At 69.1% G+C, this 23,247-nt stretch carries 24 protein-coding genes and 1 tRNA gene; 11 read left to right on the forward strand and 14 right to left on the reverse strand.

The window, feature by feature from the left end:
• Positions 1-2,289: DEAD/DEAH box helicase (locus tag K8V84_RS12765; protein ID WP_304074422.1), on the reverse strand; the 2,289-nt coding region annotated here is incomplete at its 3' end.
• Between the two features lie 235 nt (positions 2,290-2,524).
• Here K8V84_RS12765 and K8V84_RS12770 point away from each other — a divergent pair.
• On the forward strand, positions 2,525-2,872 hold the full coding sequence (locus K8V84_RS12770; protein ID WP_067603943.1) for an STAS domain-containing protein: 348 nt from the start codon (positions 2,525-2,527) through the stop codon (positions 2,870-2,872).
• Between the two features lie 13 nt (positions 2,873-2,885).
• Entirely contained in the window at positions 2,886-3,440 is a 555-nt protein-coding gene (locus K8V84_RS12775) for an ATP-binding protein (protein ID WP_304074424.1), read from the forward strand.
• A gap of 203 nt (positions 3,441-3,643) precedes the next feature.
• Here the strand turns inward: K8V84_RS12775 and K8V84_RS12780 are convergent, their stop codons facing one another.
• The 3 genes from K8V84_RS12780 to nth form a co-directional block, all read right to left on the reverse strand.
• Entirely contained in the window at positions 3,644-4,822 is a 1,179-nt protein-coding gene (locus K8V84_RS12780) for a MarP family serine protease (RefSeq protein ID WP_304074425.1), read from the reverse strand.
• A gap of 24 nt (positions 4,823-4,846) precedes the next feature.
• Entirely contained in the window at positions 4,847-5,500 is a 654-nt protein-coding gene (locus tag K8V84_RS12785) for a CoA pyrophosphatase (RefSeq protein WP_304074426.1), read from the reverse strand.
• 305 nt (positions 5,501-5,805) lie between these two features.
• Entirely contained in the window at positions 5,806-6,549 is a 744-nt protein-coding gene (gene nth, locus K8V84_RS12790; RefSeq protein ID WP_304074427.1) for an endonuclease III, read from the reverse strand.
• 286 nt (positions 6,550-6,835) lie between these two features.
• Between nth and K8V84_RS12795 the strand changes: the two genes are divergently transcribed.
• On the forward strand, positions 6,836-7,510 hold the full coding sequence (locus K8V84_RS12795; protein ID WP_304074456.1) for a Crp/Fnr family transcriptional regulator: 675 nt from the start codon (positions 6,836-6,838) through the stop codon (positions 7,508-7,510).
• Between the two features lie 140 nt (positions 7,511-7,650).
• Here the strand turns inward: K8V84_RS12795 and K8V84_RS12800 are convergent, their stop codons facing one another.
• The 4 genes from K8V84_RS12800 to K8V84_RS12815 all read right to left on the reverse strand — a co-directional run bounded on the left by K8V84_RS12800 (position 7,651) and on the right by K8V84_RS12815 (position 10,176).
• Positions 7,651-8,457, reverse strand: a complete 807-nt coding sequence (locus tag K8V84_RS12800) for an MBL fold metallo-hydrolase (protein WP_304074429.1) — start codon at positions 8,455-8,457, stop codon at positions 7,651-7,653.
• Positions 8,458-8,620: 163 nt separating this feature from the next.
• Positions 8,621-9,460: an NUDIX hydrolase gene (locus K8V84_RS12805; protein ID WP_304074431.1), complete on the reverse strand. Its 840-nt coding sequence runs from the start codon at positions 9,458-9,460 to the stop codon at positions 8,621-8,623.
• Between the two features lie 78 nt (positions 9,461-9,538).
• Complete coding sequence (locus K8V84_RS12810) at positions 9,539-10,000, reverse strand: RidA family protein (RefSeq protein ID WP_304074433.1); 462 nt, start codon at positions 9,998-10,000, stop codon at positions 9,539-9,541.
• A gap of 2 nt (positions 10,001-10,002) precedes the next feature.
• Positions 10,003-10,176 (reverse strand): DUF4177 domain-containing protein, encoded by a 174-nt coding sequence (locus tag K8V84_RS12815; RefSeq protein ID WP_304074434.1) that lies wholly within the window; start codon positions 10,174-10,176, stop codon positions 10,003-10,005.
• 147 nt (positions 10,177-10,323) lie between these two features.
• Here K8V84_RS12815 and K8V84_RS12820 point away from each other — a divergent pair, with 147 nt between their 5' ends.
• Together K8V84_RS12820 and K8V84_RS12825 are read left to right on the forward strand one after the other, a co-directional pair.
• Positions 10,324-11,361, forward strand: coding sequence for an ArsA-related P-loop ATPase (locus tag K8V84_RS12820; RefSeq protein WP_304074435.1), 1,038 nt, complete (start codon positions 10,324-10,326; stop codon positions 11,359-11,361).
• A 32-nt stretch (positions 11,362-11,393) separates the two neighbouring features.
• Positions 11,394-12,560, forward strand: a complete 1,167-nt coding sequence (locus K8V84_RS12825; protein ID WP_304074457.1) for an ArsA-related P-loop ATPase — start codon at positions 11,394-11,396, stop codon at positions 12,558-12,560.
• A 6-nt stretch (positions 12,561-12,566) separates the two neighbouring features.
• Here the strand turns inward: K8V84_RS12825 and K8V84_RS12830 are convergent, their stop codons facing one another.
• On the reverse strand, positions 12,567-12,878 hold the full coding sequence (locus K8V84_RS12830; RefSeq protein ID WP_304074437.1) for a WhiB family transcriptional regulator: 312 nt from the start codon (positions 12,876-12,878) through the stop codon (positions 12,567-12,569).
• A gap of 439 nt (positions 12,879-13,317) precedes the next feature.
• Here K8V84_RS12830 and K8V84_RS12835 point away from each other — a divergent pair, with 439 nt between their 5' ends.
• Positions 13,318-15,726: a penicillin-binding protein gene (locus K8V84_RS12835; RefSeq protein ID WP_304074458.1), complete on the forward strand. Its 2,409-nt coding sequence runs from the start codon at positions 13,318-13,320 to the stop codon at positions 15,724-15,726.
• Positions 15,727-15,803: 77 nt separating this feature from the next.
• Here the strand turns inward: K8V84_RS12835 and K8V84_RS12840 are convergent, their stop codons facing one another.
• The gene (locus K8V84_RS12840) at positions 15,804-16,256 is read right to left on the reverse strand and encodes a GatB/YqeY domain-containing protein (protein ID WP_304074439.1); all 453 of its coding nucleotides are present in this window, start codon (positions 16,254-16,256) and stop codon (positions 15,804-15,806) included.
• A gap of 98 nt (positions 16,257-16,354) precedes the next feature.
• Between K8V84_RS12840 and K8V84_RS12845 the strand changes: the two genes are divergently transcribed.
• Complete coding sequence (locus K8V84_RS12845; protein ID WP_304074441.1) at positions 16,355-17,275, forward strand: metallophosphoesterase; 921 nt, start codon at positions 16,355-16,357, stop codon at positions 17,273-17,275.
• Positions 17,276-17,349: 74 nt separating this feature from the next.
• A tRNA-Pro gene (locus K8V84_RS12850) sits at positions 17,350-17,423 on the forward strand.
• 71 nt (positions 17,424-17,494) lie between these two features.
• On the opposite strand, the gene K8V84_RS12855 is transcribed toward K8V84_RS12850, so the two are convergent.
• Both K8V84_RS12855 and K8V84_RS12860 read right to left on the reverse strand, forming a co-directional pair.
• Entirely contained in the window at positions 17,495-18,520 is a 1,026-nt protein-coding gene (locus K8V84_RS12855; protein ID WP_304074443.1) for an amidohydrolase, read from the reverse strand.
• Positions 18,409-18,810: a hypothetical protein gene (locus K8V84_RS12860; RefSeq protein ID WP_304074445.1), complete on the reverse strand. Its 402-nt coding sequence runs from the start codon at positions 18,808-18,810 to the stop codon at positions 18,409-18,411. Before K8V84_RS12860 ends, K8V84_RS12855 begins: the two co-directional genes overlap by 112 nt.
• Before the next feature lie 98 nt (positions 18,811-18,908).
• Here K8V84_RS12860 and K8V84_RS12865 point away from each other — a divergent pair, with 98 nt between their 5' ends.
• Entirely contained in the window at positions 18,909-20,369 is a 1,461-nt protein-coding gene (locus K8V84_RS12865; RefSeq protein ID WP_304074447.1) for an amidase, read from the forward strand.
• Positions 20,370-20,559: 190 nt separating this feature from the next.
• Here the strand turns inward: K8V84_RS12865 and K8V84_RS12870 are convergent, their stop codons facing one another.
• Positions 20,560-21,084: a lytic polysaccharide monooxygenase gene (locus tag K8V84_RS12870; RefSeq protein WP_304074449.1), complete on the reverse strand. Its 525-nt coding sequence runs from the start codon at positions 21,082-21,084 to the stop codon at positions 20,560-20,562.
• 545 nt (positions 21,085-21,629) lie between these two features.
• Between K8V84_RS12870 and K8V84_RS12875 the strand changes: the two genes are divergently transcribed.
• Both K8V84_RS12875 and K8V84_RS12880 read left to right on the forward strand, forming a co-directional pair.
• Complete coding sequence (locus tag K8V84_RS12875) at positions 21,630-21,854, forward strand: hypothetical protein (RefSeq protein ID WP_304074451.1); 225 nt, start codon at positions 21,630-21,632, stop codon at positions 21,852-21,854.
• Between the two features lie 14 nt (positions 21,855-21,868).
• Positions 21,869-22,687, forward strand: coding sequence for an oxygenase MpaB family protein (locus K8V84_RS12880; protein ID WP_304074452.1), 819 nt, complete (start codon positions 21,869-21,871; stop codon positions 22,685-22,687).
• Here the strand turns inward: K8V84_RS12880 and K8V84_RS12885 are convergent.
• Positions 22,684-23,247, reverse strand: a 564-nt coding sequence (locus K8V84_RS12885) for a tetratricopeptide repeat protein (RefSeq protein ID WP_304074454.1), incomplete at its 5' end; no start/stop codon positions are given. The two genes, K8V84_RS12880 and K8V84_RS12885, sit on opposite strands and share 4 nt — an antisense overlap.

Below are 23,247 nucleotides of genomic sequence, written 5' to 3' on the forward strand. Positions count from 1 at the left end.
GGTGACCTCGCCGAGGACCTCGTCCAGCAGCCGTAGCGCGCCGGACTTGCTCAACGGCTCATTGCCCGTGCCGCACTTGGGCGACTGGATGCAGGAGGGGCACCCCTGTTCGCACTCGCAGTCGGCGATCACCGCCCGGGTCGCCGTGAGCCACGCGCGGGCGGCGGCGTGACCGCGTTCGGCGAATCCGGCACCGCCCTCGTATCCGTCGTAGACGAACACCGTCAGACGACCGGTGTCGGGGTGCAGGGAGGTGGAGACGCCTCCGATGTCCCAGCGGTCGCAGGTGGCCAACAGGGGCAACATGCCGATGGAGGCGTGTTCGGCCGCGTGGGCGGCGCCCAACAGACCCACGTCCTCCTTGCGCAGCCGGTTCTCGCCCTCCTCCGTCAGCGTCCACCAGACCGCGCGGGTCTGGAGAGTGCGTTCGGGCATGTCGAGGGGCTGTTCACCGAGGACCGAACCGGTGCGCACGTCCCGTTTGAGGAACCCCACCACCTGACGGACCACCTCGACCTCTCCGAAGTGCACGCTCGCGCCGCTCGGCCAGGTCTCCTGGCGCAGCACGGAGCGGATGGTGATGTCCGTGGTGTCGCGGGCCCACGTGCTGTAGGGCGGCTCGGCGGTGTGCACCAGGGCCACGCCCTCGTCCAGGTCGAGATCGTCGACCAGGTGGGTGATCCCCTGATGGAGATAGACGGCGCCGGGATGGACGGTGCCGTGCGCGGCCGCCTCGTCGATCTCTCCGAGCAGTTGGCCGCTGCCCGTGTCGACGATCTGCACGGGTGGACCACCCGAACCGCGAATATCGGCGAGGTCACTGGCCCTCTCATTGCTGGTCCAGAACCAGCCCCGTGGACGTTTTCTCAGCAGCCCTCGCGCCACGAGTTCGTCGAGTCGCTCCTGAGTGGTCCCTCCGAAGAGATCGAAGTCGGCACGGGTGATCGGGAGCTCTTGGGCGGCCGCGCACAGGTGTGGACCGAGGATGTGCGGGTTTTCCGGATCGAGGACGGTGGCCTCGACCGACCGACCGAAAATGGCCTCGGGGTGGTGGGCCAGGTACGTGTCGAGGGGATCGTCCCGGGCGATGAACACGGCCAGCGCGTCGTTGCCGCGACGACCCGCGCGCCCGGCCTGCTGCCACAGGGAGGCCAGCGTTCCCGGCCATCCGGCGATGAGCACCGCGTCCAACCCGCTGATGTCCACCCCCAGTTCGAGGGCGTTCGTGCTGGCCAGACCCAGCAGATCTCCCGAGCGGAGCGATTCCTCCAGGCTCCGCCGGTCATCGGCCAGGTACCCGCCGCGGTAGGCCGCCACCCGTTCGGCCAGGTCGTGTTCGCCCTGCTCGGTGAGCATCCGCCGGGCGGTCAGCGCCACCACCTCCGCACCCTGCCGGGAACGCACGAACACCAGGGTCCGCACTCGGTCCCGCACCAGGTCGACCAGCATCTCGGCGGCCTGAGAAGGCGCGGTACGACGGATCGGCGCACCCTGCTCACCGGTGAGGTCGGTCATCTCCGGTTCCACGAGGGCCACGGACAGACCCGGTCGCGGCGAGCCGTCCTCGCTGATCGCGGTCACCGGCACACCGGTCAGCCGGGTGGCGCTCTCCGCCGGGGATCCGGAGGTGGCCGAGGCCAGCACGAAAACCGGTTCCGAACGATAGCGGGCGCACACCCTGCGCAAACGCCGCAGGATCTGGGCGACGTGCGACCCGAACACCCCTCGATACCGGTGCGCCTCGTCGATCACCACGTAGCGGAGTCGCCGCAGGAAGCGGGCCCACGCGCCGTGCCTGGGGAGCATCCCGTGGTGCAGCATGTCCGGGTTGGTGAGCACGTAGCCGGCGTGTTCGCGTACCCAGGTGCGCTCTTCCGGGGAGGTGTCACCGTCATATACGGCCGCACGCATGTCGGAAAGCCCCAGGTCCGTAATCCACCGGAGTTGGTCCTGGGCGAGAGCTTTGGTCGGTGAGAGGTAAAGCACCGTTCCACCCGCGTCGATCGAGTCCACGGCGGGCATGAGGAAGGCGAGCGACTTTCCCGAGGCGGTGCCGGTGGCTATGATCACATCGCGGCCCGAACGTGCGAGGTCGGCGGCTGCCGTCTGGTGGGACCACGGCTTCGTGATCCCCTGTTCGGCCAGCCGTTCGACCAGGTGGGGAGCTGTCCACTCCGGCCAGTCCCCGCTCACTCCCGCGTTCCGGGTCACATGCTCGATGTGGGTGACCTGCGGGTACCGGGTGTCGTCACGCCACACACCGGGGAGCACGGGCTCCGACCGTCTCATCGAGAACCCCTCTCACTGGACACGTTCACAGAGCACACGGCCCTCCGGGCACGGCTCGGGCACCGACGCACATCGGTTTCAGTGTGACATCCGAGGGAAGAGTTGCGCGGGGTCACCGTTTTCCCGTCCCCAGGGCGGGCAGACACTCAGGACACCCGTGGTTGAATGCGTGCTGGTGGGGTAACGCCCGGCAGAGACCATTCGCGAGAATTCGCGGTTCGGCGCTGGAGGACTAGTGGACTTGAAGCTTGATCATTACACCGAGGGCGACACCGAGATCGTCGTCGTTGAGGGTGAGATCGATGTCTATACCGCGCCCCGACTTCGCGAGCTGCTCATCGACCTTGTGAACAAGGGCAACTTCTACCTCGTGGTCAACATGGAGAAGGTGGAGTTCCTGGACTCGACGGGCCTCGGTGTGCTTGTGGGCGGGCTTAAGCGCGTCCGTGCTCATGACGGGACACTGGACCTGGTGTGCACCCAGGAGCGGATCCTGAAGATCTTCCGGATCACCGGCCTGACCAAGGTGTTCGGCATCCACGACACGGTGCAGGAAGCCATCGACAAGCGCTCCGCGAAGTAACCCAGAGCGAGCGATGGCAACCATCACGCTCACGATCAGCGCGCTCCCCGCTCACGTGCGTACGGCTCGGCTCATGGCCGCGACCGTCGCACGGCGGGCGGGAATCGCCGCCTCCGCGATCGATGAGATCAGGCTGGCGGTCGGTGAGGCCTGCTCTCGGGCGGTGGCGGCGCACAAGCTGCACTGCCCGACGCAGCCGATCCTGCTCCAGCTGATCGACGGGAGCGGAGCTGATCCGGTGTCGGAGCCCCGCACCGACACCACGAGCCGAGCAGCACGCGCCAACGGGAGCGCCACACGACGATTCGAGGTCGTGGTCTCCGATCGAGCCCCCTCCAAGGACTCGGACGAGACCATCAACCATGTCGAACCCATACTCGATGGCCTTTTCCTCGATGGCGATGACACCCCTCCCGGGGGCATCTCCGGGTTCTCCCCCGGCCTCGGCCTGGCGGTGATCACCGGTCTCGCGGACGAGGTGAGCATCGAGCCGCAGGAACTGGGAACGGTGGTGCGCATGAGCTGGCCTCTGGGCACCGACCAAACCCGGGATCCAAGCTCGAACTGACGCTGTTCGGCGACCCGGTCTCCATGACCGGATGGCCGGGCCGCCGAGACGATACGACGAGGGGGCGCCTTCCCGACCGGGGAGGCGCCCCCTTCGTGTTCGCGGTCCTACGCCCGTCTCCCGAACGTCCTCACGGCCCCGTCTACCGCCGCGCCGTCCCGGGACCGGCCCGGGACGGCGCTGTACGGCGCGCTGGGGCCGGCTCAGTCACAGGTCTGGGACGAGACCTCGGAAGTGGCGGTCAGCCCCTCCTGGGCGTTCTCCTCGACCTCGTCGGCGGTCAGCACGTAACCGGTCTCGTCCTCGTTGGTGGCGGCCGCGAACACGACCCCGTAGACCGTTCCGTCCGGGGCGAGCAACGGGCCACCGGAGTTACCGGGACGCACCACCGCGCGAACCTGGTAGATCTCCCGACTCACCTGCTGGGAGTGGTAGAAGTCAGACCCCTGCGCGGTCTGCTTCGCCCGGATACGCGCGGGCACCGCGGTGAAGCCGCTGTTGCGCGGGAAACCCGCAACGACGGCGTCGTCGCCCTGGTCCGCCTCGTGGTTGAAGTCCAGCGGGCTCAGATCCAGGCCGGGCACGTGCAGCACCGCCAGATCCTGCTGGGCGTCGAACAGCACCAGGGTCGCGGGCAGTTGGTGGCCGTCCCTGGTGACCACGCGCATGTCGTCGGTGACCCCGGCGACCACGTGCGCGTTGGTCATGATGCGGTCCTCCCCGTAGGCGAACCCGGTCCCCTCCACACGCCGCTGGCACGAAGGGGCGGTGCCCAGGACCTTGACCACGCTGCGGCTCGACTCGATGAGCTCGGGCGTGGTGAGCACATCCGGGTCCGGCGGCTCCACCTCGGCGAGCTCCCCCGTGCCCAGACCGCTGAAGACCTGCGGGAACGCGCTCTGGTCCACCACCCGCCGGAAGGTGGAGAAGCCCTGGTGTGCGGCGTCGGGCATGAGCGTGTCCACCGACTGGAGGATCCGCGAGTCCCTGACCTGCTGGGAGACGTGTGGAAGCGCCGAATTGGCGACCGTGCTGCCGATGAACCAGGCCACGAGCAGTACGGACAGGCCGCTGATGAGCGCCCCGCCCAGGGCGTCCACGACGCGCGCCGAGTCCCAGGTGACCTTGTTGCGCACCAGGGTGCCCAGGTAGGAGGCGAGGAACTGGCCGAGCGCGGCGGCCAGGAACACCACCGCGATCGCCAGCAGAGCCTGTCGCCCCGGATCCTCGATCCAGTTCTGGATCGGCCCGGGTGCGGTCAGGGCGGCGATCACGCCTCCGCCGATGAAACCGACGAAGCTGAACACCCCGACGATGAAGCCTTGTCGGTAGCCGGTCACCGCGAACAGCAGCAACAGGACGACCAGAACCGCGTCGAGCACGGTTGTCCTCCAAAGGGTGAGCGGTTAACCGACCGGACGCAGTCCCTGCGGGGTGGCTTCGAACTCGTCTGTGAGACCCCGGACGCGCCACGGAAGTTCCCATCCGCCGAGCACGAGCAGCTCGTCGATGATCTTTCCGGTGAAGCCCCACACGAGCATGCCGTCGACCCGGAAGCCCGGGCCCCACATCGACCCGTCGCCGTAGCGCACCTTGACCCGGTTGGCCGGGTCGGCCAGGTCGGCGATGGGGACGCGGGAGACCGCGGCGACCTCGTCGACGTCCGCCGCTCGCACCTCGGACGGTTCGCGCCACCAACCGAGCACGGGTGCGACACGGAAGTCGCTGAAGCTCAGGTAGAGCTCGGGCAGCCGGCCCACCACGTCGATCCCGGCGGGGATCGCCCCGGTCTCCTCCTCGGCCTCGCGCAGGGCGGCGGCCTCGGGTGAGGGATCGGTGAGTTCGATCCGGCCACCGGGGAAGGCCGGCTGGCCGGCGTGCCGGCGGAGCCCGGCCTTGCGCTGGATGAGCAGCAGGTCGGGTCCGCGGTCGGTCTCACCGAACAGGATGAGGACGGCCGACTCACGGCCTCCTCGCGCCGGCGGGCGCATGGGTTCGGGCACCGGCATGGTCCGGGCGGCGTCCGCGAGGGCGGACAGCCAGAGCGGGGTCGAGTTCATGAGGGAACCTGTTCCGGGGTCATCGCGCCGTCGTCTTTGGCCAGGGTGTGGACGTCTCACGGGACACTCGTCGCGGAAGACGTCCGGGCGGTTCATCCGGGTGGTTCCCAACCGGTCATCTGATGGTGGGAGCTCTCGTGTTCCACCACGGTCTCGGGGGCCGATGTGTGCGCACTCACGTGATCAGGGTACAAACTGCAGCCGAGTGCTTCCCGGAGACCGGGCCTCACCTGCACCGGGGAGCGGTCTCCGGTCGGACCCGGGCCGGGTCCGCGCCCGGGTCCGGAGCGGACCTCGGAACCGGCTCAGGCGAACGAACGCATGCGCAACAGTTTCTCCGCGGTCGGCGGATCCGTGGGACCCTCCCCGAAGGACGGGCACCAGTGCGCCACCACGCAGGCCCCACAGGCGGGGCGGCGCGCGTGGCAGACCCGCCGACCGTGCCAGACCACACGGTGGGACAGCATCGTCCAGTCCTTGCGTGGGAAGAGCTCGCCGATGGCGTGCTCGACCTTGACCGGGTCCTCCTCCTCGGTCCACCCGAACCGCCGGACGAGTCGCCCGAAATGGGTGTCCACCGTGATCCCCGGCACATCGAAGGCGTTACCGAGCAGTACGTTTGCGGTTTTTCGCCCTACACCGGGTAGTTTGACCAGGTCTGTGAGGTTTCCCGGAACCTCACCGCCGTGCCGTTCGCACAAGGCCTGACCCAAACCGATCAGGCTGTTGGCCTTGGCCCGGAAGAACCCCGTCGAACGGATCATCTCCTCCAGCTCCTCACGCCCGGCCGATGCGTAGGCCTCGGCGTCGGGGTAGCGCGCGAAGAGCGCGGGAGTGACCTGGTTGACCCTCTTGTCGGTGCACTGCGCCGACAGGATCGTCGCGACCAGAAGCTCCAGGGGAGTGGTGAAGTTCAGTTCGGCGTGGGCGTCCGGATAGAGCTCGGAGAGCTCCCGGTACATCTTCCGTGCGCGTCGGACCAGCGCCAACCGGCTCTCACCGGTGGGAGTGGGCTCCTTCGCGAGTGCGTCAGGGGTGTCACGAGGCATCGTCACAGGGTAGGCGTCCTACCGCGAGGGTAGGCCCGGACCGCCGGAACAGACGACGTGTCGGCGTTTCGGCCTGTGATCGGGATTTTGTGGCCAATGTCCCGGTCATGCGGCGCGGATCGCCTTGAGACAGGCGGATGACGACTAGGATCGTATGGGCTGACGTCGGCTGTTGTGGGCGCGTTGTCTCCCGGCGGACAAGCCGAGGTAACGACCTGGTTTCCCACCGGGTTGCGATATACGTCACACTGTTGACGGTCAGGTTTTAGGAGGACGTGTGGACGAGATCAACGAGGTGCTCCGGAAGGCTCCTCTGTTCGAGGCGCTGGACGAGGAGGGCACGACCGCGCTCCGCTCCTCGGTGAACGAGGTGCGTCTCGGCCGCGGTCAGACGCTGTTCAACGAAGGTGACGAGGGCGATCGCCTGTACGTCATCCTCAGCGGGAAGGTGAAGCTGACCCGCACGGCCGTGGACGGCCGCGAGAACCTGCTGGGCGTGCTCGGTCCCAGCGAGATGTTCGGTGAACTCTCCCTGTTCGACCCGCGCCCGCGCACCGCGAGCGCCGTGGCCGTCACCGACTCCGTGCTCGCCGGGCTCGGTCACGACGACCTGCGGCCGTTCCTGTCCAGCCGCCCGCAGGTGGGTCTTCAGCTGCTGAAGTCGCTGGCGGCCCGACTGCGCCGCACCAACGACGTGATGGCCGACCTGGTCTTCACCGACGTGCCCGGCCGTGTGGCCAAGGCCCTGCTCGAACTCGCCGACAAGTTCGGCAAGGAGGGCGACGACGGCCTGCACGTCCACCACGACCTCACCCAGGAGGAGCTCGCCCAGCTGGTCGGCGCCTCCCGCGAGACGGTCAACAAGGCCCTCGCCGAGTTCGCCCTGCGCGGCTGGCTGCGGATCGAGGCCAAGGCCGTGGTGCTGCTCGACGTCGAGCGGATGCGCCGCCGCGCCCGCTAGAGGGATCGAGCACCCGATGACGCTGTGCGGCCGTCGCCCCTCGGGGTGACGGCCGCAGCGCTGTTCGGGGATGGTCGGTGTTCAGGGGTACCGATGACCGGGATGCCGTGGGACGAGCGCCTCCGGGTCTCGGAACCGGGTCAGTTCTCGACGCCCTCGGGGAGTTCGCCCTTGACCGCCAGGTAGCGCAGTTGCGCCCGTACCGAGGAGGCCGCGGCCGGACGGATGCTCTCCACGACGTCCGGGTAGACCCGATCGATGATCTCCTCCACCTTGGTGGAACCGGCCCGTACCGCACCACGGATCTGCTCCAGGCGCGACTCACGGTGATCGATGTAGGAGTCGATGGCCGCGAGCGGGGAGGTCAGGATCGGCCCGTGCCCCGGCAACAGCGTCCGGACCTGGTATTCCCTGACCAGGTCGCGCAGGCGGTACATCGAGTCCATGTAGGGGGCCAGGCCGTCGTCCCCGTCGATCACGGTGGTCCCGTGCCCCAGGATCGTGTCGCCGGTGAGGATCGCGCCGTCCGACTCCAGCAGGAAGCAGACCGAGTCGTCGGTGTGCCCGGGGGTGGCGATGACCCGGAGTTCCAGACCGTCGGCGCCGATCACCTGGCCGTCCTCGAACCCGGACCCGCCCAGGCGCATCTTCGGGTCCACCGCGTGCACGGGGGCGCCGGTCAACTCGGCGAAGTACCGCGAACCCTCGGTGTGGTCGAAGTGCCGGTGGGTCAGCAGGGTCATCTGCACCTGGGCGCCCTGTTCCTGTACCGTCCGAGCCACCCGTTCCAGGTGCCGCTCGTCGTGCGGGCCGGGGTCGACGACCACGACCCCCCGCGCTCCCGGTTCACGCAGGATCCAGGTGTTGGTCCCCTCCAGGGTCATCGGGCCAGGGTTGGGGCACAGCACGCAACCGGCGCGCAGCGTCCCGGAACCGTCGATCCTCATCGCACCTCGCTTCACTCGCAGGAACCGGACCGGTCTGAAGGACGACCAAGGGACCATGGTGGGATACCTATCCGCGACCGGGCGCCCCTACCGTCGAACGACTCCATCGTGTCCGTCACACCATCGGCGGTCCCCACGACGTCGGTCTCAGGGCGCCGTGCTCTCAGGTCCTCGTGTTCGGTCTCGGCAACGGAAAGTCCGTGCCGTCCGGGGCGACCACACGGAGATGTCCGTCCATCTCCCGAACCTCCGGTTCGAGGGGAACGATATCCCGTTGGGCGTCTCGTACACCTTCGAGGGTCCGACGGTCCGCCAGCTCCGCGCAAGCGATGACGGTCGGGGGCAGCATCGGCATTCGCCCCGCGTGCCATTCCGGGGCCACCACCGAGGGATCGACCCACTGGGTGTGGTCGGCCTCCCCGCCCACGTCACGAGGCCGCTGCCCCGGGGGTAGTTCGGCGGTGAAGAACCAGGTGTCGTAACGGCGCGGTTCCCGTGCGGGTGTGATCCACCTCGACCAGGCGCGCAACCACTCCGAGCGCAGCACCAGGCCGCGCCGGGACAACACCTCGGTGAACGAACGCGAGTGGTCGATGAGACCGAGCCGGTCCCGCTCCCAGTCCTCGGTGTCGGTGTCCAGGGTGATGGCCGTGTCGCTCGCGTGCTCCGGTTCACTGGCCAACAGCACGCCGGTCTCCTCGAAGGTCTCTCGGACCGCGGCGCAGACGAGGGCCCGGGCCATGGGCACGTCGACACCGAGGATCTTCGACCATTCCTCAGGGGCCGGACCGGTCCACGGCAGGTCACCGTCGGCGTCGCGCTCGTCGACCCTTCCTCCCGGGAACACGTAGGCGCCCGGGGCGAAGCCCATGGAGGGAACCCTGCGCATCAGCAGGACCTCCATGGGCCGCCCTCCCGGGGCGCCCGCGACATCCGTCACCGGACGCAACAGCATCACGGTGGCGGCGGGACGAGGCCGGACCACACCCTCGTTCTCGGTCATCGGAGCACTCCTGTCGTTCGCAAAAGCCACACCGTGCCCGCGCGCCCACCGGGAGCCGTCGGGACGTCCTCGGGTCGGTCAGCGGACCTCGACGATCATGTCAACCTCGACCGGGGAGTCCAGCGGCAGGGCCGCCACTCCGACGGCCGCGCGGGCGTGCACGCCGGCTTCGCCGAAGACCTGGCCGAGCAGGTCGCTGGCCCCGTTGATCACACCGGGGTGACCGGTGAAGTCGGGGGCACTGGCGACGAAACCGCCGACCTTCACGATCCGCACGACCTTGGACAGGTCACCGATCTCCGCGCGCACCGCGGCGATGCCGTTGAGCACGCACACGGCGGCCAGGTCCTGCGCGGTCTGCGCGTCGACCTCGGCGCCGACCTTGCCGGTGGCGGGCAGCTTTCCGTCCACGAAGGGGAGCTGACCGGAGACGTACACGTGGTCACCGCTGCGAACGGTGGGCGTGTACGAGGCGACCGGAGGCACCACCTCGGGCAAGGTGAGGCCCAACTCGGCGATGCGCTCTTCGGGGGTGGCCATCGCTACCTCGCCCGCTTCATGTAAGCGACGTACTGCTGGTTGCGCGGGTCGGCGCCCTCGGGCAGCGGCGCGGGGACGACGCTGACGAGCTCCCAGCCGTCATCGCCCCAACCGTCGAGGATCTGCTTGGTGGCGTGCGACAGCAGCGCGACGCTCTGGTACTCCCACTTGGTCATCTGGTCTCTACCCCTCTCGGTGACCGGCGGCCCGAAGGGCCGCACCTCAACGCCGCCACCTTACTCACCCGGGCCCGCCGGACGGACCAGGTGAACCGCCCACCCACCGCCCGTCCCCGAAGGGGAGGCCCACATAGACTCCGTGGGGTGAACGAACGTGAACACGGACCGCGTGGCGGTGGCCCAGGGGAAGCGTTCGCCGGCACCCGGTTGCACATCGTGACGGGTAAGGGCGGCACCGGGAAGACGACGGCGGCGACGGCGTTGGCGTTGGCTCTGGCCGCCGACGGTGGTCGGGTGCTGCTGGTGGAGGTGGAGGGCCGGCAGGGGGTGGCCTCCCTGCTCGGGAGCGCGCCCCTTCCCTACGAGGAACGCGAGATGCTGTCCGCGCCCGGCGGCGGTTCGGTCTCGGTGTTGGCGGCGGACGCGGAGTCGGCGCTGCTGGAGTACCTGGAGCTGTTCTACGGGATGCGTCGGGCCGGCCGGGCCCTCACGAAGCTGGGCGCGGTGGACTTCGCGACCACGATCGCCCCCGGGCTGCGGGACGTGTTGTTGACCGGAAAGGCAACCGAAGCGGTCCGGCGCCGTGAGGGCGGACGTCGTTCCCCGGACGGACCGCACCAGTACGACGCGGTGGTCATGGACGCCCCGCCCACGGGCCGCGTCGGCCGGTTCCTGAACGTGAACTCCGAGGTGGCGGGACTCGCCCGGATGGGGCCGATCCACAAGCACGCCGAACGCGCCATGTCGGTGATCCGTTCGGAGCGGACCAGGGTGCACTTCGTGACCCTGTTGGAGGAGATGCCCGCCCAGGAGACCCGGGACGGGATCGCCGAGATCGAGGCGCTGGGGCTGCGGCCGGGCACCGTCCTGGTGAACATGGTCGGTCCGAGGTTGCTGGAGGAGGCGGAGTCGGCCGCCGTGGCCGTCGGAGAGCTGGACGAGGTGGCGCTCGCCGAGGGGCTCGAGGCCGCCGGGTTGGCCGACCCTGCGGGTCTGTCCGCCGACCTCGCCGGGGAGGTGCGGTCCTACGCGCTGCGACACCTGCTGGAGCTGCGGGTACGGGGTGGGTTGGAGGACGTGGGGCACCCCCTGGTGGAGTTGCCCCGGTTGGAAGGCGGGATGGACCGGGCGGCGCTGACCGGGTTGGCCCGGCGGCTGAGAGAGCAGGGGGTGCGCAGGTGACCGGTGAAGCGCGGGGGCCCGGCCCGAGGCGGATGGACGTGGACGCGCTGCTCGACGATCCCGGTACGAGGATCGTGGTGTGCTGCGGTGCCGGTGGCGTGGGCAAGACCACCACGGCCGCGGCGTTGGCGCTGCGCGCGGCCGAACGGGGGCGGCGCACCGTGGTGATCACCGTGGACCCGGCCCGGCGTCTGGCCCAGTCCATGGGGCTGGAGGAGCTGGACAACACCCCGCGTCCGGTTCCGTTGCCGCGGCCCGTCACGGCCGGTTCCCTGGACGTCCACGATGGCCGGGTCCCCCGGGCGGGCCGGGCCGACCAGGGCAGCCTGCACGCGATGATGCTCGACATGAAGCGGACCTTCGACGAGGTCGTGCGGGAGCACGCCGACCCGGAACGGGCCCGTCAAATCCTGGCCAACCCCTTCTACCAGACCCTCTCCACGAGCTTCTCCGGCACGCAGGAGTACATGGCGATGGAGAAGCTGGGCCAGTTGCGCCAGTCCGGTGAGTGGGACCTGATCGTCGTGGACACCCCGCCCAGCCGCTCGGCCCTGGACTTCCTGGACGCGCCCGAGCGTCTCGGCCGATTCCTGGACGGCAGGCTCATCCGCTTCCTGAGCCCGGCCGGTTCGGGCGCCTTCCGGCTGTTGGGCGCGGGGATGAACATGGTGGGCTCGGCGGTGGGCAAGATCGTGGGCGCCCAGTTCCTGAGCGACCTGAGATCCTTCGTCGCCGCCTTCGACACGGTGTTCGGCGGGTTCCAGGAGCGCGCCGAACGCACCTACCGACTGCTGCGCGCCCCGGGAACCGCGTTCGTGGTGGTGGCCGTGCCCGACACCGACGCCATGCGCGAGGCCTCCTTCTTCGTGAAGCGACTCGCCGAGGACACGATGCCCTTGGCGGGGCTGGTCGTGAACCGCACCCATCCGCTGTCCAAGGGCCCGAGTGCCGGCTTGAGCGCCGAGCGGGCCTCGACGGCGGCCGACACCCTGGCGGACACACATCCGTTGGCCGTGGCGGCGTTGCGGCTGCACGCCGAACGTGTGCGCAGGCGCGAGCGGGAACTGCGGCTGTGCGAACGGATGTGGGCCACGCATCCCGATGTCCGGGTGACGGAGGTGGCCGCCCGTCCCGAGGACGTGCACGACCTGTCGGGGCTGCGGGAGATCGGATCGGCGTTGGCGGGGGACGAACGGTAGGGGTTTTCAGGCACTCTGTCGTGTCCTCGCGTAGTGGGCCAGGTCGCCGGCGCCCTCGCGACGGGCGCCCTCCAGCAACGTCCCCCAGTCACTGACACCGGGATGTTTTCGAAGCAGGGAACGGCGTTCGCGTTCGGTCATGCCGCCCCAGACCCCGAACTCGACCCGGTTGTCGAGTGCGTCGGCCAAGCACTCGGTGCGCACGGGACAGCTCTGGCAGATGACCTTCACCTGGTTCTGCGCCGCTCCCGGCACGAACAACGTGTCGGGATCGATTCGTCGGCACAGAGCCCGTGTCGTCCATTGATCGGTCCACATGTGGCCCACTTCCCAGACGTGTGATGGGTCTCGTGGTCACGGGTGGTCGATGTGCTCTGGTTGAGTGGAGGGGAGCACGGTGGCCTCCCGTCACCGGACGGGGTGGGTGGCATCCTCACTGTCACCTCACCCCCACATCTCGAAAGTACGGTTCGGACCGCCGCGCCGACAGAACCCGGTCGACCCACATTCCATCTCATGGATATGGCCCGAGCGGGCCATTGCGTGACCGGTCGACCACTCTCCCGCAACCACTGCGGAGGTGCTCGTCGGCCGAACCGCACCGGGATCGTTCAGCGATAACCGTGAAAAGATGGTCGTGGGGCACGGCTCGTGCGACGGCACGGTCGATTCCGTATGAACAAGCGGGGTCCGACACCGATCGCACCGCTTTATCGCGTTCGCGGTCACTTAGTCTGATGGGGTGGGTCAGGGGACATTGCTTCAAAGAATCAGCCAACTGATGGTCGTCGGCGTGATCGCCGGCCTGCTGGTCGCCGCGTTGGCCCTGCCGGCGGTCGGGGGCCTGGGGATCACGGCCAGGAACGTCGCCAGCGGCTTTCTCGACATGCCCAGCCAATTGGAGACCCCTCCGCCTCCACAACGCTCGACGATCTATGACGCCGAGGGCGGCGTCATCGCGGAGATCTTCGACCAGAACCGTGAACTGGTCGACTTCGAGGACATCTCCCCGAACATGACCAAAGCGATCATGGCGATCGAGGACTCCCGCTTCTACGAGCACGGTGGCCTGGACGTGTCGGGCACCCTGCGCGCCGCCATCCGCACGATGGGCGGGAACACCGAGGGTGCTTCCTCGATCACCCAACAGTACGTCAAGAACGTACAGATCGAGGCGGCCACCTCACAGGAAGAACTGGACCACGCCCGCGAGGAGACGATCTCCCGCAAGATCCGGGAGCTGCGCTACGCGGTCGCCCTGGAACAGCGGATGACCAAGGACGAGATCCTCGAGGGCTACCTCAACATCGCCTACTTCAGCGACGGCGCCTACGGTGTCGAATCCGCCGCCCAGCACTTCTTCCAGGTGTCCGCGGCCGATCTGGAACTGCACCAGGCCGCGACCATCGCCGGTCTGGTCCGCTATCCCTACCTGTACAACCCCCGTTTCTTCCCCGAACAGACCGAGGAGAGACGCAACGTCGTCCTCGACCGCATGGTCACCACGGGCGCCATCAGCGAGGCGGAGGCCGACGAGGCCAAGGAGGAGAAGCTGGAACTGGAACTGGACACCCCGCCCAACGGGTGTGTACCCAGTGACCAGCCCTTCTTCTGCGACTACGTGGTGCAGGAGATCGAACAGGACGAGCGGTTCGGCCCCAACGAGACCGAGCGCGCCCGCTGGTTGCGCACCGCGGGTCTGGAGATCCACACCACCCTGGACCCGCAGACCCAGGAGGCCGGCCAGGCCGCCGTGGACAAGTGGGTGCCCCGTGAGAACGAGTCCCGCAAGGTGGCCGCGCAGGCCGTCGTCGAGCCCGGGACCGGCCACATCCTCGGCATGATGCAGAGCCGCAACTACGGACCGGACGAGAGCCGACTCGGCGAGACGTCGATCAACTTCGCCACCGACTCCGACCGAGGCGGCAGCAGCGGCTTCCAGGCCGGTTCGACCTTCAAGGCGTTCACACTGGCCGCGGCCCTCGAACAGGGACTGCCGTTCAGTACCTCCTTCAACTCGCCGAGTTCCACCACGGTGAGCGGACAGACCGCCTGCAACGGCGGACGCCTGGAGAGCTGGTCGCTGAGCAACGCGGGTGACAGCAACGCGGGCAACCACAACATGATCTCCGGCACCAAGGCCTCGTCCAACACCTTCTTCGCGCAACTGCAGGCGCGGGCCGGGCTGTGCAACACCATGGAGATGGCCGAGAAGCTGGGGCTGCGACGCGCCGACGGCACCCTGTTCACGGAGAACGCCAACTCGCTCGCCAACAGCAGCTTCACCCTGGGCAGTGAGGAGGTCTCCCCGCTGCGGGTGGCCAACGCCTACGCCACCTTCGCCGCCGGCGGCCAGTACTGCGAACCGCAGGCCATCACCAAGATCGAGGACAACCAGGCCGGTGCCACGATCGACATCGAGCCCGAGTGCGACCAGGTCATCGATGAGGACGTCGCCGACGGCACCGCCTACCTGCTGACGCAGCCCTTCAACGGCGGTACCGCGGCCAGTCTCGGCATCGGCCGACCCGCCGCGGGCAAGACCGGTACCACCGACGGTTCGGCGGCCGCCTGGTTCGCCGGGTTCACCCCGCAGATGGCCAGCGCCGTCTTCGTCGGCGACCCGCGCGGCCCGCAGCAGTACCCGCTGCGCAACGTCACCATCGGCGACCGGTACTTCGGGGTGGTCTACGGGGCCACGATCCCCGGGCCCATCTGGCAGGAGACCATGCGCGGTGCCCACGAGGGCCTGGAGGTCGAACAGCTGGCGTCCGCGCCCGGCCGATTCGGTTCCACCTCCGAACCGCGTTCCTCCAACGACGATGACGACGATGACGACGCGGACGAAGAGGCCAGCCCGGCCGGCGACGACGGCGGCGTGCCCGACGTGGTCGGCATGCCGGAGTCCGCGGCGGTGTCCGCGCTGGAGGAGGCCGGCTACTCCGTGAACGTGTCGGGGACCGCGCTGCGCTCCTCCGAGCCGGAGGGTTCGGTGGCCGCGGTGAACCCGGACCCCGGAAGCCGCCTGCCGGAAGGGGCCACGGTCAACGTGTTCCTCAGTGACGGCACCGGCCGGGAGAGCGCCGGAGGGACCTCCGGCGGAACCGACTGGCACCCGGTCCTACCGGCCGGCCCGGTGAACAACGGCCGGAGCGAACAGGACTGACCGAAGCCCGAACACACGGGAAAAGGGGGCGGGGTGATCTTGTCACCCCGCCCCCTTTCGTTCTTGGAGCCCGTTCGTCAGGCCAGTCGGCTCTTGACCTCCGCGGCCACACGGGCGCCGTCGGCACGGCCCGCGACCTGCGGGTTGACCACCTTCATGACCTTGCCCATCTCCTTCATCCCGGAGGCTCCGGTCTCGGCGATCGCGGCGGCGACCAACTGGGAGAGCTCCTCGTCGGTGAGAGGCTTGGGCAGGTAGTCCGAAAGGATCTCGCTCTCGGCGCGCTCGTTGGCGGCGTCTTCGACGCGACCGCCCTTGTCGAAGGCCTCGGCGGCCTCGCGGCGCTTCTTGGCCTCACGGACCAGGAGCTTGGTGACCTCATCGTCGCTCAGGGAACGCTGGGTGGAACCGGCCGCCTCCTCGGTGGAGATGGCGGCGAGCACCATACGGAGGGTCGCGGTGCGCACCTTCTCACGCGCCTTCATGGAGGCGGTGAGGTCGGACTTGATGCGATCTTTGAGTTCGGACATGACCTGATCCTATTGCCGGCGCTCCCGCGCGGACCAACGCTTTGTGCACGGGACGGTTCCGGATCTGAGACGATCGATCGACGAAGAAGGAGGGCCGGATGAGCGTGGACAGCAGACGACTTCTGCGCGGGATCGGGCGTACGGCCGCGATCACGGGCGCGGTCGGTGTGGCAGGGCTGGGGTACGCCTCGGTCATCGAACGCAACTGGTTCCGGCTGCGCAGGTACGAACTCCCACTGCTGCCGGCCGGCAGCCCTCGGATGCGGATCCTGCACCTGTCCGACGCGCATCTGACGCCCGGACGGAAGATGCTGATCGACTGGATCCGCGGGCTCGAACGTTACGAGCCGGACCTGGTGATCAACACGGGCGACTCCCTGGCTCACCCGGAGGCCGTGGGGCCGTTCATCGACGCGCTCGGGCCGCTCCTGGACCGCCCCGGCGCGTTCGTGTACGGGTCGAACGACCTGTTCTCGCCCCAGCTGAAGAACCCTGCTCGGTACCTGTGGCGGACCAGCAAGAACGACTACAAGAAGCGTCGGGTGCCGGACCTGCCCTGGCGTGAGCTGGGCGCCGCGATGTCGGCGTCGGGTTGGCTGGACCTGAACAACCACAAGGGTTCGTTGAAGGTCGGCGAGTCGGACGTGGCCCTGGGCGGCGTGCACGACTCGCACATCAAGCTGGACCGGTACGACGCCATCGCCGGCCCGGCCGATCCGAGCGCCGACCTGCGTCTGGGGGTGCTGCACTCGCCCGAACCCGCCAACCTGGACCGGTTCGAGGCCGACGGCTACCAACTCCTGTTGGCCGGTCACACCCACGGCGGCCAGTTGTGCCTGCCGTTCTACGGGACCCTGGTGACCAACTGCGGGATCGACCGCAAACGGGCCTGGGGGCTGAACGAGTACGGGAAGGCGTGGCTGCACGTCTCCGGCGGTATGGGCACCTCCCCGTACGCCCCGGTGCGGTTCTGCTGCCGCCCCGAGGCGTCCCTGCTGGACCTGGTTCCGGGGGCCTGAGCCGTACCGGGACGGTGTGGCGTGAACCGCGTCGCGAGCACTCCCCGAGTCCGCTAGACTTGGGGACGTTGCTTCGGGGTGTAGCGCAGCTTGGCAGCGCGCTTCGTTCGGGACGAAGAGGTCGTGGGTTCAAATCCCGCCACCCCGACGAGCACGAAGGCCGGTCCTACGGGACCGGCCTTCGTCGTTCCCGGGGTCCTTCACTCCGGTTCCGGCCGATCAGTCACCGGAGCGATCCGCGCCCGAACCGAGGTAGGTCAGGATCCCGGTGATCGCCGCCCGGGCCCCGGTGGTGAGCGTCGGCTCCATGACCGGGGCGAAGTAGGGCGAGTGGTTCGACGGCGGCTCACCGTCAGCGGGGTCGAAGCCGCCGAACATCCAGTAGACCGACGGCACACCGATGGCGTCGGCGAGGTGGCCGAAGTCCTCGCTGCCCATGTTCGGGGCGCCCTCGGACACGTTGTCCTCCCCCGGTTCGGCGCGCAGGGCGGTTTCGATCCGCACGGCCTCGTCGGGGTCGTTGTGGCAACGCGGGAATCGGTAGAGCTCCTCGATCAGTGGCTCGGGGGCGTTGGAGACGGCCGCCTCCCCGGTGATGACGCGTCGTACCGCCGCGAGCACCTGGTCGCGCACCTCGGGTTCGAACGTGCGGATGTTCAGGGTGAACTCCGCCTGGGCCGGGATGATGTTCTCCTTGATCCCGGCGTGGAAGGTGCCGCAGGTGATCACGGCCGGGGACCGCGGGTCCAGTTCACGGGACACGATGGTCTGCAGCCGGGTGACGACGTGCGCGCCGAGCACGATCGGGTCGACCGAGGCCTGGGGCTGTGAACCATGGGCCTGGCGACCGTACAGCGTCACCTTCAGCGAGTCGGCCATGGACATCGCGGTGCCGTGGCCGACCGTCACGGTGCCGACCGGCAGCGGCATCACGTGCCGGCCGAGGACGATGTCGGGTCGAGGGGCCCGGTCCCAGAGTCCGTCGTCGACCATCACGCGTGCGCCGACCGCGGTCTCCTCACCGGGTTGGAACACCAGGACGAGTGTTCCCGACCACGCGTCGAGGCCGAGGGCCAGGGCGCGGGCGGCCGTGAGCGCGGACGTGATGTGGGTGTCGTGGCCACAGCCGTGCATCACCGGGGCCTCGGTGCCGTCGTCGAGCGTACCGACGGCCGTGCTGGCGTGGTCCAGACCGCTCTCCGCACGGATCGGCAGCGCGTCGGTGTCGGCGCGGAACGCCACCACGGGACCCTCACCCCCTCACCGTTGTGGACGACCCCGACCACCCCGGTGCCGCCGCAGCGGAAGTGCGAGATGCCGAGGTCGTCGAGTTCGGCCTCGATGAAGTCGGCGGTCGCGTGCTCGCGCATGGAGAGTTCGGGGTTGGCGTGCGGGTGTCGGTAGATCCGGTGCACGCGTTCGGTGTCCAGACCGGCCGGGTCGGCGAGGCCGGTGGGCTCCGGGTGGACGGTCATCGCGCGGTTCTCCCTCTGTGTCGACGCCTTGGGCGACGGGCGGGCGTGTCCGGTCGTCATGGACGGCACCGCGATCGCGCGGGCACCATGTCAACAGCATTGTCACCGACGCGCACGGTGACCGGCCGACCGGCGCACGAAGGAGGCCGTGAGCGACCATGGACGAGATCCTGGGGATGTCGGCGGCGGAACTGGTGGGCGCGATCCGTCGCGGGAAGGTGTCCGCGAGGGAGGCGCTCGACGCCCATCTGGAACGGATCGACGAGGTGAACCCGGCGGTCAACGCCGTGGTCACGGTCGATCCCGAGCATGCCTACGACGCCGCCGAGGCCGCGGATCGACTCACCGTGTCCGGGGCCGAGACACCGCCTCTGCACGGTCTCCCGATGACCCACAAGGACACCCACGCGGTGGCGGGGACGCGCAGTACGAGCGGATCCCCGATCTTCGCCGACCACGTGCCCGAGGAGGACGACCTCGTCATCGCCCGGCTGCGCGCCGCGGGGGTGGTCGCCACCGGCAAGTCCAACGTCCCGGAGTTCGGGGCGGGCTCGCACACCTTCAACGAGGTCTTCGGCACCACCACCAACCCCTACGACCCCACGCTCAGCGCCGGAGGCTCCTCCGGCGGGGTGGCGGCGGCCATCGCCCTCGGTGTCCAGCCTCTCGGCGAGGGCTCGGACGTGGGCGGCTCGTTGCGCATCCCCGCGTCCTTCTGCGGTGTGGTCGGCTTCCGCCCCTCCTATGGGGTGATCCCGTCGCCCACGCCGATCGACGACCAGGCGTGGTTGGGCCGCACCGGACCGATGGCCCGCGAGGTGTCCGACATCGCCCTGTTCATGTCGGCGGTGTCGGGGCCCTCGGAACGGGTGGTGCCCGCGGCGCCACTGACCGGGGACGACTTCTCCGGGCCGATCGTCGGCGACCTGCGGGGCGTACGTATCGGCTGGAGTCCGGACCTGGGGATCGGTGTCCCCGTGGAGCCCGGGGTCCTGGACGTTCTGACCCGGAGGTTGCGTGTCTTCGAGGAGGCCGGGGCCGTCGTGGAGGAGGCCGCTCCGGACCTTTCCGGAGCCGACGAGGTCTTCCTGACCACCCGTGCCCTGGGCTTCGCCGCCGCGCTCGGGCCGTTGGTGCGCGAACACCGGGATCTCGTCAAGCCCGAGGTGGTCTGGAACGTGGAGACCGGATGGGCCCTGGACTCGGGTCGGATCATCGACGCGACCCTCGCACGGACCCGTCTGGCCGCCGCCGTCCGGGACTTCCACTCGCGGTACGACCTCTTCGTGAGTCCCGCCGCACAGGTGGTGCCCTTCGACGCCCGGTGGCGCTACCCGGCCTCGGTCGACGGGGTGGAGACCCCCACCTACCTGGACTGGATGCGTTCGGCCTGCGTGCTCTCCGCCACCGGGCTTCCGGTGCTGGCGGTGCCGGCCGGATTCACCCGTTCGGGTCTTCCCGTGGGGTTCCAGATGGCGGCGGACCATTACCGGGACGTGGAGTTGCTGCGCTTCGCCAAGGCGTTCGAGGACCGTACACGTTGTGTGGACCGTCGGCCCGACATCGGGCCCGGGGAGGGTCAGGCGGCCCGGCCGGTGAAGACCGTCGCCGCGGGTTAGGGCCACCGCGCGGGGCGGCGGCCACCCGTCCCGTCCGTCCTCGATGAGGTCGACCCGACCCGTCCGGTTCTCGGGGCTCGATCGGTCCCCTGTTCCGGCCCGGGTCGAGGGGGACCGGGAACGCACTCCGGTCCGGCCGTGGGGGGCCGGACCGGAACGCGGGGGTCAGGGGTGTGGTGGGCTCGTGCCGTTACAGGGCGCCGACGTTGACGTCGATGCAGTTGTAGAACGCGTTGGGGGTGTCGGCGACGTTCCAACGGGCCAGGATGGTCTGCTCACCGCTGTACCCGGACAGGTCGACGTCGTGGGAGAAGTAGTCCGGCGGCTGGGCTCCACCGTCGTCGAAGCTCGCGACCAGCTCCCCGTCGATGAAGTACTCCCACGTGGAGGTGGAGTGGTTGGCGGTGATGATCCAGTCGAAGGTGGCGGTGGTGCCGACCGGGGTGACGTCCCAGCCGTAGTCGTCGTCGTTGAGCTCGGAGTAGATCTCGTTGCCTCCGGCGCAATCCATCAGGCCCTGGGGGCCCTCGACGCTCTGCGGCTCCCACTGGATGGGACCGCACTCGACGACACCGGCGGCGCACTGGGCCTGCCGGCTGGGCGGGTCGGAGATGTAGCCGTGGGCGCTGGCGGTGCCCGCGGGCATGAGGCCGAAGGCCAGGGCGGTTCCGGCGGCGACGGCGGCGGTCGATCGGATCTTGCTGCGCACGGTCATGAATCGTGCCCTTCCTGGGGGTCACGACCCCGGAGGGTCGTAGCGGGATGACCCGGACCGTCACCGGTCCAGGGGATCGGGCGGAGGCCCCACGTCCGGTTAGTTCCGTGGGTTCCGGGCTCGGCCGAGAACGGCCCCGTGGTCGTCGGGAACGTCCTCCACCCGGTTGTCGAAGACGGTAAAGAGAGCGTCACGGCCCGTCAAGCCCCCTGTTGGCCCGATCCGGTTCCGGGACCGCGCGGAGGGCACGGGGCGGAGGGGCGAGTTCCGGACGCTGGTACTGGTTGGTTCCGGACGGCATGAACCCCCTAACTGGAAGGACACCTTCCAGATTCGGTGCCGGTACGGCACCGCGAAAGGCCGAGAGGGGATCCGACCACGCGACGTTTCGAGCGGACCTCACCTTCGGGTAACAGTTCCCTTACCCCCACCGCCGAGCGCTTCGGAGACCTCGGCTCCGACACCTTCCGATCGAGACCCGTGGACGTCATGGACCACGCGTGACACAACGGACGACACCCCGTCGCCACCCCGAGAGGTGTCCGATGAGCGTCCCCGGACCACGTTCCCTTCCCGGACTCGAACTCTCCCGACTCCCGCACGAGGAGGCCGTGGCGCCACTGCTCGGATCGGGCTCGGAGGTCCTGGGCCCGGACGACCCGCGCTCCACCGACCACGACGTTCCGTGGGATCGCCGTGATGGTCGACGACCTGTGGTCACCGGAACGAACCGGGACGCGCGCGTCATCGCCCACGACTCCGGTCCTTGACCTACCATCCAGACATGGACCGATCGTCCGACCAATCGATGCTGCGCCGGGTCCAGGCAGAGTCCGGTCTCCTGGCCGGGGCCGGTTACGCGATCCTGCTCCAGATCGCCCACCCCTCCGTCGCCCAGGGCGTGTCCGACCACAGCGACTTCACCTCCCGCCCCCTCGACCGCCTGCGTGGCACCCTGTTCTACCTGTACGGAACGGCGCTGGGAACGGACGAGGAGCGCGCACGGGTCCGGGCGATCGTGCACGCCATGCACCGCAAGGTGCGCGGCCCCGGCTACGACGCACTCGACCCCGAACTGCTGTTGTGGGTCGGCGCGACCCTCTACCGATCCGGGGAACGGCTGCACGAACTCGTCATCGGCGAGTTCGCGTCGGGCGAGCGGGAGGCGTTCCTACGAGAGGCCTCGGTGTACGCGACCGCACTGGGCCTGCCGGAGGAGGCGTGGCCCTCGACCCCGGAGGAGTTCGAGGCGTACTGGGAGCGGAGCCTGGCCAACCTCGATGTCGGCCCGGTCGCCCGTGAGCTGGCCAACGGGGTCTTCCGGCCGCGGAACCGGTTGCTGTGGCCGCTCACCTGCGCCCAGCGATTCCTCACCGGTGGGCTGCTGCCGAACGAACTGCGTCGGGACTTCGGTATCCCGTGGTCGGCCGAGAAGCAGCGCCGGTTCGACCGGTTGATCCGGGTGACCAGGGCGGTGTACCCGAGGATCCCGCGCCCGGTACGGACTCTGCCGTCGAAGCTGTACCTGCGGTCGATGCGCCGCCATGGGGGCTGGAAGGCTCCGGGGGCGAGGAGAAGGCGGGGCGCGCGCCGACTCGTCTAACCGTCCAACTCTCGGAGCGCCTCGCGGGTCTGCGCGACCTCGGGCAGGTCGAGTTCCTCGAAGGTCCCAAGCGCGTCGGTGAGCAGCTCCCGGGCCCGGTCCGGTTTCACCAGCGGTTCGGGGAGCCGGCCCAGAGCGAGCGAGGCCCGAGCGGCGATGTAGCGCTCGTCCCGCTCGACGGCGGTGGCGAGGGCCTTCTCCAGGGCCTTCGTGGCTTCCGCATGACTCCCCGCCGCGGCATGGGTCACCCCCAGGTCCGTGAGGATCTCGGCATCCCCACTGCGTCGGCCATGACGCTCCGCGAGATCACGAGCGGTGACGTGACACTCGACCGCCTCCGTCATCGCTCCGACGGATCGATACGCCACACCAAGGGAATTTTGGACATAGATCTGATTGCCCACCTGGCCCAATTTTATGGATATTTCTAGTGCCTCTTTGAGCTCACGGAAACCAATTTCGCTGCGCCCCAGACCAATGTGAGCCTCACCCATGACACGCTTGACATAGGACATGGTCACATCCTGCTCCTTGCCCCTGTTCACCGAAAGAGCACGCTC

Source organism: Nocardiopsis listeri (assembly GCF_020741345.1).
GTDB classification, from domain to species: Bacteria; Actinomycetota; Actinomycetes; order Streptosporangiales; family Streptosporangiaceae; genus Nocardiopsis; species Nocardiopsis listeri_A.

Bases quoted from the DNA above. Each gene is read 5' to 3' on its own strand.
- K8V84_RS12775 (WP_304074424.1), top strand. From the start codon at position 2,886: ATGGCAACCATCACGCTCACGATCAGCGCGCTCCCCGCTCACGTGCGT.
- K8V84_RS12785 (WP_304074426.1), bottom strand. From the start codon at position 5,500: ATGAACTCGACCCCGCTCTGGCTGTCCGCCCTCGCGGACGCCGCCCGG.
- nth (WP_304074427.1), bottom strand. From the start codon at position 6,549: ATGCCTCGTGACACCCCTGACGCACTCGCGAAGGAGCCCACTCCCACC.
- K8V84_RS12800 (WP_304074429.1), bottom strand. From the start codon at position 8,457: ATGAGGATCGACGGTTCCGGGACGCTGCGCGCCGGTTGCGTGCTGTGC.
- K8V84_RS12805 (WP_304074431.1), bottom strand. From the start codon at position 9,460: ATGACCGAGAACGAGGGTGTGGTCCGGCCTCGTCCCGCCGCCACCGTG.
- K8V84_RS12810 (WP_304074433.1), bottom strand. From the start codon at position 10,000: ATGGCCACCCCCGAAGAGCGCATCGCCGAGTTGGGCCTCACCTTGCCC.
- K8V84_RS12815 (WP_304074434.1), bottom strand. From the start codon at position 10,176: ATGACCAAGTGGGAGTACCAGAGCGTCGCGCTGCTGTCGCACGCCACC.
- K8V84_RS12825 (WP_304074457.1), top strand. From the start codon at position 11,394: ATGGACGTGGACGCGCTGCTCGACGATCCCGGTACGAGGATCGTGGTG.
- K8V84_RS12830 (WP_304074437.1), bottom strand. From the start codon at position 12,878: ATGTGGACCGATCAATGGACGACACGGGCTCTGTGCCGACGAATCGAT.
- K8V84_RS12840 (WP_304074439.1), bottom strand. From the start codon at position 16,256: ATGTCCGAACTCAAAGATCGCATCAAGTCCGACCTCACCGCCTCCATG.
- K8V84_RS12845 (WP_304074441.1), top strand. From the start codon at position 16,355: ATGAGCGTGGACAGCAGACGACTTCTGCGCGGGATCGGGCGTACGGCC.
- K8V84_RS12860 (WP_304074445.1), bottom strand. From the start codon at position 18,810: ATGACGACCGGACACGCCCGCCCGTCGCCCAAGGCGTCGACACAGAGG.
- K8V84_RS12865 (WP_304074447.1), top strand. From the start codon at position 18,909: ATGGACGAGATCCTGGGGATGTCGGCGGCGGAACTGGTGGGCGCGATC.
- K8V84_RS12870 (WP_304074449.1), bottom strand. From the start codon at position 21,084: ATGACCGTGCGCAGCAAGATCCGATCGACCGCCGCCGTCGCCGCCGGA.
- K8V84_RS12875 (WP_304074451.1), top strand. From the start codon at position 21,630: ATGAGCGTCCCCGGACCACGTTCCCTTCCCGGACTCGAACTCTCCCGA.
- K8V84_RS12880 (WP_304074452.1), top strand. From the start codon at position 21,869: ATGGACCGATCGTCCGACCAATCGATGCTGCGCCGGGTCCAGGCAGAG.